The sequence below is a fragment of the Alteromonas lipotrueiana genome (assembly GCF_019249245.1).
GTDB classification, from domain to species: domain Bacteria; phylum Pseudomonadota; class Gammaproteobacteria; order Enterobacterales; family Alteromonadaceae; genus Alteromonas; species Alteromonas lipotrueiana.
In genome coordinates, this window is sequence record NZ_JAESDK010000030.1 from 1 (window position 1) to 13,022 (window position 13,022).

A 13,022-nucleotide genomic window follows, 5' to 3' on the forward strand; every position below is an offset into this window, starting at 1 on the left:
GCCTGAATATCGCGCGTGGTCATGCCGCGGGCATAGAGTGCGACAATGCGCTCATCAAAGCCGTTTAGTTGACGTTCGCCTTTGCGTACTAATTTGGGGTCGAAACTGCCATTGCGATCGCGGGGAATATTGAGCTCAACATCACCGTTGGTGCTGCGAACACGCTTCTTCGTTTTGCCGTTGCGGGAGTTGCCGCTATTGTTACCCGTCGCATCGTTGGGCGCGTAGCCCAGATGGGCTTCCATTTCGGCTTCTAACGCTCGTTCAGCAACCTTCTTGGTAAGCTGCTTGAGCAGGCCAGCTTCGCCTAAAATGTCTTCTGGTGAATCACAGTCGTCAAGCAGTTGGTCGATGAGTTTGTCTGATATTGGCATTCCGATATCCTTCTAAGGAGTTGATAAGAATGCCATTTACACAGATATTTTTACACTCTCCTTCTTACCTGCCCACACATTTATAAAAATTAAGTGACGTTATATTAGCAATATGAAACGGCTTAACAATTGTGTTTATCGTTCTAAACCGGCTTGTGAACCGCTTCTTAAACTATTTCCAATAATGAAACTTTAGTTTCATACGACCTTATTACTACCTTTTCGCCTTTTTTATTTTTCACTGCGCACTACCCTTTTCATCTGGAACAACTCCTGCATTTATCTTCATCGTCTTTCAATGCTAAGGAGTGTGTCTATGTCTGAACATCAATACCCCACCCCCCCATTTTCAAAGCAAGATACTGGCGACTTACCGGGCCAGGAGCATTCTATGGACCCTGAGCCACAATTTACCGCCTCGCAATATAAAAGTGCCGACAAACTTTCCGGAAAGGTAGCGCTGATCACTGGCGGCGATTCAGGCATAGGCCGTTCTGTGGCTGTACTGTTTGCTCGTGAAGGCGCAAAAATTACACTGACTTATCTTCCCGAGGAGGAACAGGACGCCAAGACAACCGTCAAATACGTAGAAGAAGCCGGCGGCGAAGCGCTGATGGTTTGTTGTGACGTGACCAAACCCGATAATTGCGAAAACGTGGTTTCCAAAACGCTGGAGCAGTTTGGTCAGCTGGATATTCTGGTAAACAATGCTGCGTTTCAAAATCATGTGGATGATGTTGATTCCTTGTCGTTTGAACAGTGGGATAAAACCTTTCAAACCAATATTTACGGTTACTTTAGGATGGTGAAGGCCAGTTTGCCGCACTTACAAAAAGGGGCAGCGATCATCAATACCGGCTCAATTACCGGGTTGGAAGGCTCTGCAGGCTTGCTGGATTACTCGTCAACTAAAGGTGCGATTCATGCGTTCACTAAGACCCTGGCTCAAGAATTGGTCGATCGTGAAATCAGGGTGAACTGCGTAGCACCGGGGCCGGTCTGGACGCCATTAAATCCGGCGGAACGCAGTCGTGAAAGTGCAAAGCATTTTGGTGAAAAGACACCCTATGGACGTCCGGCGCAACCTGAAGAGATGGCTCCTACCTACGTATACCTGGCTTCAAACGCTGACTCTGGTTACTTAACCGGTCAGGTTATTACTTTACTGGGCGGCAGTACGCGCGCAGGTTAATATTTAGCAAATCTAAGGAATCTTATGTCTAAAATTATATTGATCACCGGCGCCTCCAGCGGTATTGGCAAAGCCACTGCGCAAGCTGCCGTTAAGGCTGGCCACAAAGTGGCTCTGACAGCGCGTCGTGAAACCAAACTGAAAACATTAGTCGATGAACTTGGAAAAGACAATGCGGTGGCTTTTGCGGCCGATGCGACCTCTTATGAAGAACAGCAAAAGGTGGTCGAGCAAACAGCAGAACACTACGGGCGTATTGACGTTGTGTTTGCCAACGCGGGAAAAGGCGTGTCACAGGCGGGTACCGAAAACGGCGACCCAAAAGATTGGGATGCGTTAATCGATATTAATGTAAAAGCGTTATTATGGAGCGCACATCTTACCCTTCCCCATTTGCGCCAAACCAAAGGACATTTTATTCTGACCAGTTCAGGGGCAGGCCGTCGACCTATACAAGGCTCCATTTATGGGGCATCAAAATGGTTTGCTTACGGGTTTGGTCAAAACCTGGCGCAAGAAATGAAAGAATGGGGAGGCCGATGCACGACCATTTGTCCTGGAGTAGTCAATACCCCATTTTTTGATGAAGCAAAAGATGACAAGCTACAACCTCAAGATGTGGCCGACGCGGTGGTGTTCGCTATTGATGCTAACCAACGCAATAGTGTACGCGAGATTTATCTGATGCCTACTAACTAACATTTCATCAGGTGTAAGCCGGCCTGTATCTGACAGGCCGGCCCCGCGTTTGTCTTTTTTTACCCATGTTCTTTTGTCGATAGTCAGGCTACATTAGGTCTTTTGAAGCGTTTACACCAATGCGTAAACCTGATTATTGTGGGGTCTGATGTGAATGAGCAGCAAGTAGCCGGGCGTATCGCCTACCGCATTTTGCAGCATTTTGATAAAAGCTTTCGATGGTTTTCCCGTATTACCCGCGGGGCGCAGGAACGCTTCGAAAAAGGTCAATGGCAGGCAACCCAATCGTGTGTAAAAGAACGCATTACTATTTATGAAACCAGTCTGGCTGAAGCAGTAGCCGATATTTATCACGATGTCACTGTACATCAGCAAAACGAGTTGTTTTGGCAAATATTAAAACAGCATTTTGAAAGCTTACTTTCTGGACACCCACAGTTCGAGTTGGCCGAAACCTTCTATAACTCTGTTATCGGGCGCTTGTTTCAGCATCAAAAAATTGACAACAAAGTGATGTTCTTACAACCCAGTCAATGTTATCTACCCGGCCACCATCGCCACAAAGTTATTAATAGTTTTGACCCGTCGACGACGGTTCGAAAAATGTACCAGACGTTGTTTAAGGTGTACCGGTTTAATGTACCGTTTGAAGACAAAGAACGTGACTTTTGTCATCTTGAACAGGCATTAAGAGAGCGGCTTACCAGAAAACAACTGGCAAGTGTTACCGCAGTAGAAATGTTACAGCCTGTGTTTTATCGCTCGAAGGCCGCTTATGTCATTGGCCGGATATGTATGCCTTCACACACATTACCCTTTGTAATTGCATTACAAACCAATGCTAACCAGGCCATATTTGTCGATGCTCTACTAACTGACCGCAAAGATTTAAGCGTTATTTTTGGATTTGCGCGCTCGTATTTTATGGCTGACACTTTGTATCCGGCAGAAGTTACTGCTTTTTTACAAGAGTTATTGCCAAACAAAAAACACTTTGAACTGTACATGGCTTTGGGTCATTTTAAACACGGTAAAACCGTATTCTACCGCGACTTTCTTGCCCACCTGCAACGTAGCCACGACTGTTTTGAAGCAGCCCCGGGTACCCGCGGCCTGGTTATGATGGTATTTCATCTGCCATCTTATGGCGTGGTGTTTAAAATCATTAAAGATGAATTTGCCGAAAGTAAAAACATTACCCGTCAGCACGTAAAAGACTGCTACAAATTGGTGAAGATGTCTGATCGGGTAGGACGCATGGCTGACACCCACGAATATGTTAATTTCAAACTTCCCCGAGACCGGGTCAGTAATGAATTGTTAGAAGAACTGCAACGCACCTGCGCGTCAAGTATTGAGCTGACCGAAAGCGAGTTAATTATACGCCATATGTACATAGAGCGAAAAATGACCCCGCTTAATTTATATCTGGAGCAGGAAACCGACCCCGAAAAGCTACGTCATACTATTAACGAGTTGGGTTTGTGTATCAAGCAAATTGCATTGGCTAATATATTTCCAGGCGATATGCTCTCGAAAAACTTTGGTATTACCCGCCATGGCCGCGTTATATTTTACGATTACGACGAGATTTGTTTAATGAAGAATCGTAATTTCCGGGCGCTACCCAAAAGTGATGATCCTTATGCCATCGACACATTGTCGGTGGCCCCTGATGATGTGTTTCCCGAACAATTTGAACATTTTATTGTGGGCAAACGCCACTTAAAAACCCTGCTAAAAACCTTGCACGGAAACTTACTGACCGCCAGCTATTGGCGCGAAATGCAACGTATCGCTCAACGTGGCGAAGTGCAAAATTTTACGCCGTATAATTCGCAGATGTGTTTTCCCAGAGAAACACCAGGTGAATCAAAAATTCGCCCCTATAACAGTAGGTAAAGTGATCGGTTTATGTAGTTGGACCTGTAAAACTAACGACGATGCATCCAAACGGATAGTTGCCTACGGGAAGATTTGCGTATCATGAAAGCGTTGATAATAGAAGATGATGTAACGGTTGCCGAACATGTTCAGCAAGGGCTTGATGCCGCTGGTCATGACACAACGGTGGTCAGTGATGGAACCCGCGGGCTGGAAACGGCTCGCCAAAGTCAGTGGGATATTATTATCCTGGACATTATGTTGCCCGGAGAGGACGGTATGTCGGTATTGCGCTCGCTGCGTGAAGACGACAATCAAACTCCCGTACTGCTATTAAGTGCAAAAAGTCAGGTTGAAGATAAAGTACAAGGCCTTCGCACCGGAGCTAATGACTACCTGACAAAACCCTTTGCCGTTGAAGAGCTGCTGGCCCGTGTAGAGGGACTTGCCGGGCGGGTTCAGGACACCACTACCGCCTTAAAAGTAGGCGACCTGACCCTTGACCTGTTAAACCGTAAGGTGACGCGCGGGGACACCGAAATTGATCTTCAGTCAAAAGAATTTCAACTGCTGGAGTGCCTGATGCGTAATCGGGGCAAGGTAGTAACCCGTTCGATGCTGCTTGAACATGTCTGGAATTATCATTTTGATCCACAGACCAATGTTATCGATGTTCACATCAGCCGGCTACGCCAAAAGGTTGATAAAACATTTAATGTGCCGTTAATCGAAACTGTGCGCGGCACAGGCTATCGTATCGCGGAAAATCAACCGTGATAGCAATTCGCACCTTTACCCGAAGCTCCAGCTTCCGGTTAGGTGCTCTGCTTACTCTGCTATCAAGCGCCGCTATGACTTTTGTCATTTATGTATGGTCGCTTTCAAATGAAGAAACGCTATTGCACGAGGCGCGCGCAGCGGTTGATGCGCAGGTGTGGGGATACCAGGCCTGGTATCGCGCCGAGGGTCGCGCCGGGCTTATTGAGGCTATCAACAACAATCCATTTTCTACCTCGTCCACTCTGGTAAGTCTGCAAAGTGCTGAAGGCCGGTTTTTGGCCGGAAATCTAACCTCTCTAGACCGTTTAACCGTGCCTGAGGATACCGACTTTTTTCAGTTTGTATTTAGCGCCGAAATGCTATCAGGAGCACGCCTTGATGAGGCCCAGCGGGCGGTTTTATTCAAAGATATTACGCTACCGGATAACAGTCGGCTGTTTGTTGCCCGGGACATTGAAGATTTGTACACCGCACAATGGATAGGCCAATCTTTCAGCTGGGTATTTGTCGCCGTTCTAGGCTGTATTTCGGGCCTGAGTTTTGGTGTGGCTATGTATGTAGTAAACCGTATTAACCGAATGTCGCAAACTGCCGATTCGATTATGCAAACCGGCAACCTTACCGAACGCCTTGCCATAGACAGTAACTGGGACGACTTAAGCAAACTGGCTGTGGTGTTTAACCGTATGCTGGATAAAATTGAAGTTTCCGTAGAAAACATCAAATCGGTCTCTGACAATATTGCACACGATTTGCGCACACCATTAAGCCGTTTGCGCTCAAAATTAGATCGACTGCCTGAAGGGGAAATTAAAACCCAGGCGCAGGCTGAAGCTGACAACTTATTAGGTATGTTCAGTGGCTTGTTGCGCATCGCTGAAATAGAAAGCAAACGACAACGTCAGGGATTTACCATCATCAGCCTGACCGAAGTATTGCGCGATGTGGTGGACCTTTACGAGCCTTATTTTGAAGAACATCAAATGACATTGGTCAAGCATATTGATTCGGTAATGCTGCATGGCGATCCGAATCAGTTGTTTCAGATGATGGCAAACTTGCTGGACAATGCGGTCAAATATGCTGGTACAGGGGCCTATGTGGAAATAAAATTGGCTATTGTAGGCCAGCGTATTGTGTTAGGCGTATCTGATAACGGAGCGGGTCTTAACGAAAAACATTTTGCTCAGCTTGACCGACGGTTTTACCGGGCTCAGGCAAGCAGAACTACCGCGGGCAATGGGCTGGGTTTGTCCATGGTTAAAGCCGTTGCCGAGCTTCACCATGGTACCATTTACTATACGCCCGACCCGCTTTTGGCCGGCTCTGGATTCGGTGTTTTTATTACTTTTGCAAAAGATGATACGCTTTGTGGCTAGAGCCATCGGGCCTGACACTTGGTCACCACGTCCTCATAAATAACGGAGCCGAACAATAGGCCGTTAATCGAGCTCAGCCTAAACTGGTTTTTGCCTATTCAAGAGTCCACCCGATTAACATTATATCCATCAAAACCAGACTATATTGTGAGATGAACGTCTATCGCTAAAACAAAGAGTCCATGGTGTATTGCGCCAGCAACTACTGCTCTTTGCTGACGTGAATACACAAAACAGGGCTATTGTTTTTGCATAAAAATAGTAACTTCGGCCACCACTACACCATATTTTTTGATGTACGACTTGTTCATCAAGGTTGAATCATCAAAAGCAAAAAACCAGTCGTCAAAATTTACATGGTAGGTTGTGTCATCCACTGGCAAATCCATCTCATACGTAAAATTAAACGCATTGCCATAACTGGTACCTTGCGCCGGACCATCTATATCTGCGGCTCGGCCAATAAATGAATCTGTACCATCTGAGGTAATTTTCCAGGTTCTTTGTTTGGGCCCATCTCCTACGCCGTAGTCAAAGGTTTCATCCATAATCAGCGTATCGCCTTCGATTCGGCCGTTTATGTCGACCTTGAAACGCTGTACGACTTCACCGCTCCAGTTTTGCGCTATGCCCCAGGCCTTTACGTTACCGTTAAAAAATTGTTCTATGTTTAACTTAGGCTGTATCTGTTGATATGTCTGACCCTCTGGGGCCCCTGCACACCCTGCCAGTAGCACCAGACTCCCTGCAAATGATAATGCCTGAAATGTTTTTTTCATGATTTTGCCTTTTTCAGAAGTTGTTCACGAAATTCGGGTTCAGAAGTATTTTCACCTAACCAAATATCAAAAAACCGCTGGGTGAAGTCAGCATCCTCTATTGTTCCAATAGCTTCCCCGTTGTAGAAAAATTGGGTGCTATTATTGTTTGTGGCAATGCCTGTCAGTACATCGGTGTTGCTGATATCCGGGAAAATATCCTGCATCTGCGTTTGCCAAAGCTGAGATTTTTGTTCATTGTCCAGGCCTTGCTTTTTCATCTCTTTGATACTGTGCTTCGCAATCTGTTTTCCTTCAATATCGCGCAGATAAACCAGCCTTAAAGCAAAGGGCGGCTTGTTTTGCCATTTTCCGTCAGGCGCATACAACGTGGCATCATAAATATCCCAAAAATATCGGGAAAAGCGAGCTTCGCCCACTTTAGCAGGGGCTTCCATTGCCTTTTTTATCGGGTTAGAAACCTCTGCACTAACGCTAAATGCAAATAAACACATTATCAGCAGACAAAAACGCATGGCCGAATCCTTATAAACAGGTTTAAATTGAATACCGGTCTGGCAAACTTTATGATCATGCATTACAAATTTGTATAAACCGGATTTACGCAATTGCTCACCTCGTCTACGTTAGAAAGCAGGCTAAGTATTCAACGACCCAGCCCTTTACAACCTTTTACACCAGACTGGCCTGGTGCGCAGCATCTAAGGTTGTTTATTAAGCGTGACGACACACTGCACTCGATCATATCAGGCAATAAATGGCGTAAATTGAGTGAGCAGTTAGTCCAATGCTCCTCATTACCCACCCATATCGTAAGCTTTGGCGGCGGATACTCGAATCATTTGCATGCTTTAGGTTATCTGTGCGGGCAGCTGGGTATTTTATTTACCGCTATTGTGCGAGGCGACTATAGTCAGAATCTCACGCCTATGTTGCACGACTTACAGCGCTGGCAAAGCAAAGTTTGCTATGTAAGTCGCATTGAATATCAACAACGTAACCATCCTGATTATCTGCACCAGCTTGGTCAACGCTACCCTGACAGCATTATAATTCCTGAAGGTGGCAGCAACCAAACCGCGCTTCACGGTGTAGGGCAAATTATCAAGGAACTGCGCACTCAGACAGAAAACATTGACGCGATTATTGCGCCCGTGGCCAGTGGAGCAACATTGGCAGGACTTGCCCAGTATTGTGCGATACAGCCGTCTTTTGAGCGCACTCAGGTTATTGGTATTGCCGTTTTAAAGGGCGTTGACTATCTTGAGTCGCTGGTGAGCAATTTATTAACGCACACGTTAGAAAACTGGCATATAGAACATCAATATTGCGGCCGCGGTTATGCAAAAGCCGATGCTGAAGTGCTGGAATTATGTACCCAAATGCATCATCAGTACGATATCCCCATAGAGCCGGTTTATTCAGGCAAGTTGTTTTTAGCAATGAAGAAAAAAATCGCTGCAGGCGACTTTGCCCCTGGCAGCAAGCTGGTGCTACTTCACACCGGCGGGTTACAAGGCAACAGAAACTGATCTGAGCGATCGTTTTTTTCGTTAAATTATTACGGCAGGCAAGATGTTTAAGCATCTTTGCGTTTTTCTCAATTTATAACCGTTTTTATTGTGTCATCGGCTGCCGGTGAAGGCACAGGAGGTTTTTCCCATGATAAATGGTCCAACCCAACTTTCTCAGCCCCTACAGGCTTTAGTCACACGCGCTTTAACGCTGTGTGAAATAATGCTGCCTCACTGTGAGGCTATCTATCCCTTCGCGGCTATTTACGAAGATGGCAAGGTGGGCTGCTTATTTTCCGATGAGCAAGTTAAATATCAAAATGAAAGTTATCTCATCGAGCAGCTTCAGTGGCGTATCATCGATACGACTACTGATTCAAATAGCTACAGTGTGCTGGTGTATGCCGCTAGTGTGCAAACCGAGTTTCATGAAAAACTTGACGCTATTGCCATTACCACTACCCGTCCTGACGGTGAAGAAAACCTGTTGCTTTATCCTTATTTTCGGGTTGGCAAAAAAATAGTCGTTTCTCCGCCTATTGCCAGCTAAACGGCAAGATTCGTATTTATAAAATAGTACGCCTCGTCAATATTTTCAGTATAGACGGGGCGTTTGTGTTTGCTAATCTTGTTAGATTTGGTTAACACTACATAACCCTTTTAAGGTACCAGCTGCATCAACTTTGCTTGCCAATTTAATGATGTCTGCTAGGATTCAGCGCAAATTTCAACGGCCTTGGAACTGACCCTATGTCTCGAGTATTAATTATTGGCGCCGGTGGCGTCGCAAGTGTAACTGTTAAAAAATGTGCCCGTTTGCCCGAACAATTTGATGAAATTTACCTGGCCAGCCGCACCGTTTCAAAATGCGAAGCCCTACAAAAAGAAGTGGGCGAAGATCGCGTGAAAGCGGTTTTTGCAGTGGATGCGGACAATGCCAGCGAAGTTGAAAAACTGATCAATCAAACCAAACCTGATTTGGTTATTAATCTTGCCCTGCCCTATCAGGATTTGCCCATTATGGATGCGTGTCTGGCAACGGGTGTAGATTACCTTGATACTGCAAACTACGAACCTAAAGACGAAGCCAAGTTTGAATATCACTGGCAATGGGCATACCAGGATAAATTCAAAGACGCTGGCATCATGGCGTTATTAGGTTCTGGTTTTGATCCCGGTGTTACTAATGTTTTTACTGCTTACGCAGCCAAGCACTACTTTGACGAAATCCATTACTTAGATATTGTCGATTGTAATGGCGGTGATCACGGCCAGGCTTTTGCTACTAATTTTAATCCTGAAATCAATATTCGTGAAATCACCCAGCGTGGTAAGTTTTTTGAAAATGGCGAATGGAAAGAAACCGACCCTCTAAGTGTTCGTGAAGATCTCGACTATCAAAATATCGGGGTCAGACCTTCTTATTTGATGTATCACGAAGAGCTTGAGTCTATCGTAAAGCATTTTCCGACTATCAAGCGCGCGCGGTTTTGGATGACCTTTGGCGATGCGTATCTGAACCACCTGCGCGTACTTGAAGGTATCGGTATGACCAGCATTAAGCCGGTTGAGCACCAAGGCCAGCAAATTGTGCCGCTTGAGTTTTTAAAAGCCGTACTTCCAAACCCAGGTTCGCTGGCTGAAGGTTATACGGGAATGACCTGTATCGGCACCTATATTACAGGTATGAAAGACGGTCAGGAAAAAACTATTTTCATCTATAACAATTGCGATCACGCCAAAACCAATGAAGAAGTGGGTGCGCAGGCCGTGTCTTACACTACCGGTGTTCCAGCGATGATTGGTGCTAAGCTGATGCTAAACAAGGTTTGGAAAAAACCGGGCGTATGGAACATGGAACAATTTGACCCAGACCCATTTATGGAAGAGCTAAACCAGCATGGCCTGCCATGGCACGTTCTGGAATGTGAAACCAGCCCGTTTAGCCGCTAATTCAGGAGAGTCCTTTGACCAATCTGACCCAGCGCCGTGATATTCCATCACCTTGCTATGTGCTTGAAGAAGCGCGACTAATAGAAAACCTTGAACTTATGGAGCGAGTTCAAAAAGCGTCCGGCGCCAGAATTATTCTGGCGCTTAAAGGTTTTTCTATGTGGTCGAGCTTCGACATCATAAAACCTTATCTACATGGTGCGACTGCCAGCTCGGTATGGGAAGCAAGACTTGCCAGTGAAATGGGTAAAGAGGTGCACGCCTATGCCCCGGCTTACAAACAAGCCGACATCACCCAGCTGGCCAATTTGGTTAATCACCTTTCGTTTAACAGTCTGTCCCAGTGGCAGACTTATAAGGAAGCGTTACCAGGTGTGTCGCTAGGTTTGCGTATTAACCCTGAACATCAGGAAGCGAATACGCCCCTTTACGATCCGGCAGCGCCGGGCTCACGCTTGGGAATTCGTGCAGATCAACTTGATGGCCAAAACCTAAGTGGTATCGATGGCTTTCATTGTCATAATTTGTGTGAATGTGACTCTTTCGCTACTGAGCGCACACTTAATGCCATTGAAGCACGGTTCGGGCCATGGCTGGATAAGCTGAAATGGCTTAATTTAGGCGGTGGTCATTTAATGACTAAAAAAGGATACGACGTCGAGCACTTAATTGGAGTGTTAAAAGACTTCAAACAGCGGTATCCACATTTAGATGTTATTTTGGAGCCCGGTTCGGCCGTTGCCTGGCAAACCGGCCCTTTGATTGCCGAAGTGGTCGATGTAGTAAACAACCAGGGTGATATCGCTATTTTAGATATTTCAGCCACCGCCCACATGCCTGATGTGTTAGAAATGCCTTATCGACCGGATATCGCCCAAGCTGGTGAGCGCGGTGAAAAAGCGTTCGACATTAAACTAGGTGGTAACTCCTGTCTGGCGGGTGACGTCATTGATACATACTCATTCGATGCGCCTTTGCAACCAGGCGACCGTATCCAGTTTGAAGATATGATGCATTACACTATGGTAAAAACGACGTTTTTTAACGGTGTTGAACATCCGGCTATCGGAATATTACGCACTTGTGGAAAATTTGAGCTGGTTCGCGAATTTTCATACGAGGATTTTAAAGGTCGTTTGTCCTGAGTCGTATTATTTTTGTTGCGTGTTAATTGAAAAAGCCACATTTTGAAATGTGGCTTTTTGGTTTATACGGGCAATGGTTTAAATAACGCCTTTTCCATTGGCTACGCCCGTATCGTCCACTTCGCCCTCGGCTAATACAATTTCATCAAGTGTTAGCTTATAGCGCGTGCCGGCTTTCGCTACAATGTTGTATTCCAGCCCCTGCATTTTATCTTCATCAACCTGAATTTCAGTTTCTTTATTGGGGTGCAGCAACTCATACTTGCCGTCATCATTGTTCTCTTCAATCACGTTAACCATCCAGTTACCGTCCTGAATTTCCAGTTTTAACTTACGGGCAACCATAGTGCATCTCCTGTTAATAATTTAGGATGGGTACGGCGCAGCAACACAAATTGATTAGCTATTTGAATTATTTAGCGCCAACCCTGCCTGATACAACGCATTCTTTTTAAGCTTATAATGCGCCGCTACAATCGCTGCCGCTTTTTTCAGGGGCAGTTCTGCGGTCAGCTGCACAAGCAATTCCAGGGCCTGAGCGGGCAAATCAGCATCCACTTTTTGTACGCCGGCGATCATCAGTACAAATTCGCCTTTCTGGCGCCCCGCTTCACCATCGAGCCAATCAATAATATCCTGAGCATTACCGCTAACAAATGCCTCGTAAGATTTAGATAACTCTTTAGCCATAACCAGCTGGCGCTCATCGCCCAGCACCGTTTTTATGTCGGTTAAGGTATCGCGAATACGCCGGGGCGCTTCGTAAAACACAGTGGTGCAGGTCCGATCGCTCAATTGCTTTAATACCACGCTGCGCGCCTGGCTTTTGGGCGGTAAAAAACCTTCAAAGATAAACCGATCGGTAGGTAACCCCGAACCACTTAAAGCGGTAATAGCCGCGCAGGGTCCGGGTAAAGCCACCACGTTAATGTGATGTTCACGACATTTACGTACAAACACAAAGCCGGGGTCGCTAATAAGCGGCGTGCCCGCGTCACTGACCAGGGCAACCGACTCGCCCCCTTGTAGCCGCTGCACCAACAAGGTTGCACGTTTGTCTTCATTGTGTTCGTGCAACGACATAGTGCGGGTCTTGATGCCAAAATGTTGCAGCAAACGTTGGGTGTGACGGGTATCTTCAGCAGCAATCCAATCTACGCTTTCCAGTGTATGTAATGCCCTAGCGGTAATATCATCAAGATTGCCTATTGGCGTGGGTACAATATAAAGGGTGGCGTGTTCGCTCATGCTTACCTGAAGTGTTGTTTGTAAAGTTAAAAGTGTAACACGCCTAAAGACCGGTTTATCACGCTAACCATAGAT

At 46.0% G+C, this 13,022-nt stretch carries 14 protein-coding genes; 9 read left to right on the forward strand and 5 right to left on the reverse strand.

Translation table 11 applies throughout. The features are described from left to right. Positions 1-374, reverse strand: a 374-nt coding sequence (locus tag JK130_RS15885; protein ID WP_218355314.1) for a transposase, incomplete at its 3' end; no start/stop codon positions are given. Between the two features lie 316 nt (positions 375-690). On the opposite strand from JK130_RS15885, the gene JK130_RS15890 reads away from it, so the two are divergent. The 5 genes from JK130_RS15890 (at position 691) to JK130_RS16800 (ending at position 6,308) form a co-directional block, all read left to right on the forward strand. After that, complete coding sequence (locus JK130_RS15890; RefSeq protein WP_218355315.1) at positions 691-1,566, forward strand: SDR family oxidoreductase; 876 nt, start codon at positions 691-693, stop codon at positions 1,564-1,566. Positions 1,567-1,590: 24 nt separating this feature from the next. After that, a complete protein-coding gene (locus JK130_RS15895; RefSeq protein ID WP_218355316.1) occupies positions 1,591-2,265 on the forward strand; it encodes an SDR family oxidoreductase in 675 nt (224 codons plus the stop codon). 150 nt (positions 2,266-2,415) lie between these two features. Continuing rightward, positions 2,416-4,167 (forward strand): bifunctional isocitrate dehydrogenase kinase/phosphatase, encoded by a 1,752-nt coding sequence (gene aceK / locus JK130_RS15900; RefSeq protein WP_218355317.1) that lies wholly within the window; start codon positions 2,416-2,418, stop codon positions 4,165-4,167. 84 nt (positions 4,168-4,251) lie between these two features. After that, entirely contained in the window at positions 4,252-4,926 is a 675-nt protein-coding gene (locus JK130_RS15905) for a response regulator transcription factor (protein ID WP_218355318.1), read from the forward strand. Then, on the forward strand, positions 4,923-6,308 hold the full coding sequence (locus JK130_RS16800; protein ID WP_218355319.1) for a sensor histidine kinase: 1,386 nt from the start codon (positions 4,923-4,925) through the stop codon (positions 6,306-6,308). Before JK130_RS15905 ends, JK130_RS16800 begins: the two co-directional genes overlap by 4 nt. Before the next feature lie 239 nt (positions 6,309-6,547). Here JK130_RS16800 and JK130_RS15915 read toward each other — a convergent pair whose 3' ends face one another. Beyond that, complete coding sequence (locus tag JK130_RS15915) at positions 6,548-7,087, reverse strand: DUF3833 family protein (protein WP_218355320.1); 540 nt, start codon at positions 7,085-7,087, stop codon at positions 6,548-6,550. Continuing rightward, entirely contained in the window at positions 7,084-7,602 is a 519-nt protein-coding gene (locus JK130_RS15920) for a chalcone isomerase family protein (protein WP_218355321.1), read from the reverse strand. Before JK130_RS15920 ends, JK130_RS15915 begins: the two co-directional genes overlap by 4 nt. Before the next feature lie 93 nt (positions 7,603-7,695). Between JK130_RS15920 and JK130_RS15925 the strand changes: the two genes are divergently transcribed. The 4 genes from JK130_RS15925 (at position 7,696) to nspC (ending at position 11,699) form a co-directional block, all read left to right on the forward strand. Continuing rightward, positions 7,696-8,619, forward strand: a complete 924-nt coding sequence (locus tag JK130_RS15925; RefSeq protein WP_218355322.1) for a 1-aminocyclopropane-1-carboxylate deaminase/D-cysteine desulfhydrase — start codon at positions 7,696-7,698, stop codon at positions 8,617-8,619. A gap of 130 nt (positions 8,620-8,749) precedes the next feature. Next, entirely contained in the window at positions 8,750-9,151 is a 402-nt protein-coding gene (locus JK130_RS15930; RefSeq protein ID WP_218355323.1) for a hypothetical protein, read from the forward strand. A 200-nt stretch (positions 9,152-9,351) separates the two neighbouring features. After that, positions 9,352-10,554: a saccharopine dehydrogenase family protein gene (locus JK130_RS15935; protein WP_218355324.1), complete on the forward strand. Its 1,203-nt coding sequence runs from the start codon at positions 9,352-9,354 to the stop codon at positions 10,552-10,554. Between the two features lie 14 nt (positions 10,555-10,568). Continuing rightward, positions 10,569-11,699 carry a carboxynorspermidine decarboxylase gene (gene nspC / locus JK130_RS15940; RefSeq protein WP_218355325.1) on the forward strand — a complete coding sequence of 377 codons (1,131 nt, stop codon included), beginning with the start codon at positions 10,569-10,571 and terminating at the stop codon, positions 11,697-11,699. Positions 11,700-11,777: 78 nt separating this feature from the next. Here the strand turns inward: nspC and JK130_RS15945 are convergent, their stop codons facing one another. Then, positions 11,778-12,044 (reverse strand): hypothetical protein, encoded by a 267-nt coding sequence (locus JK130_RS15945; protein ID WP_218355326.1) that lies wholly within the window; start codon positions 12,042-12,044, stop codon positions 11,778-11,780. 54 nt (positions 12,045-12,098) lie between these two features. Beyond that, positions 12,099-12,947, reverse strand: coding sequence for a 16S rRNA (cytidine(1402)-2'-O)-methyltransferase (gene rsmI, locus JK130_RS15950; protein WP_218355327.1), 849 nt, complete (start codon positions 12,945-12,947; stop codon positions 12,099-12,101). Positions 12,948-13,022: the final 75 nt, after the last annotated feature.

Excerpts from the sequence above, each read along its gene's own strand:
- JK130_RS15890 (WP_218355315.1), top strand. The coding sequence starts at position 691 with ATGTCTGAACATCAATACCCCACCCCCCCATTTTCAAAGCAAGATACT.
- JK130_RS15895 (WP_218355316.1), top strand. The coding sequence starts at position 1,591 with ATGTCTAAAATTATATTGATCACCGGCGCCTCCAGCGGTATTGGCAAA.
- JK130_RS15905 (WP_218355318.1), top strand. The coding sequence starts at position 4,252 with ATGAAAGCGTTGATAATAGAAGATGATGTAACGGTTGCCGAACATGTT.
- JK130_RS15915 (WP_218355320.1), bottom strand. The coding sequence starts at position 7,087 with ATGAAAAAAACATTTCAGGCATTATCATTTGCAGGGAGTCTGGTGCTA.
- JK130_RS15920 (WP_218355321.1), bottom strand. The coding sequence starts at position 7,602 with ATGCGTTTTTGTCTGCTGATAATGTGTTTATTTGCATTTAGCGTTAGT.
- JK130_RS15930 (WP_218355323.1), top strand. The coding sequence starts at position 8,750 with ATGATAAATGGTCCAACCCAACTTTCTCAGCCCCTACAGGCTTTAGTC.
- JK130_RS15935 (WP_218355324.1), top strand. The coding sequence starts at position 9,352 with ATGTCTCGAGTATTAATTATTGGCGCCGGTGGCGTCGCAAGTGTAACT.
- JK130_RS15945 (WP_218355326.1), bottom strand. The coding sequence starts at position 12,044 with ATGGTTGCCCGTAAGTTAAAACTGGAAATTCAGGACGGTAACTGGATG.
- rsmI (WP_218355327.1), bottom strand. The coding sequence starts at position 12,947 with ATGAGCGAACACGCCACCCTTTATATTGTACCCACGCCAATAGGCAAT.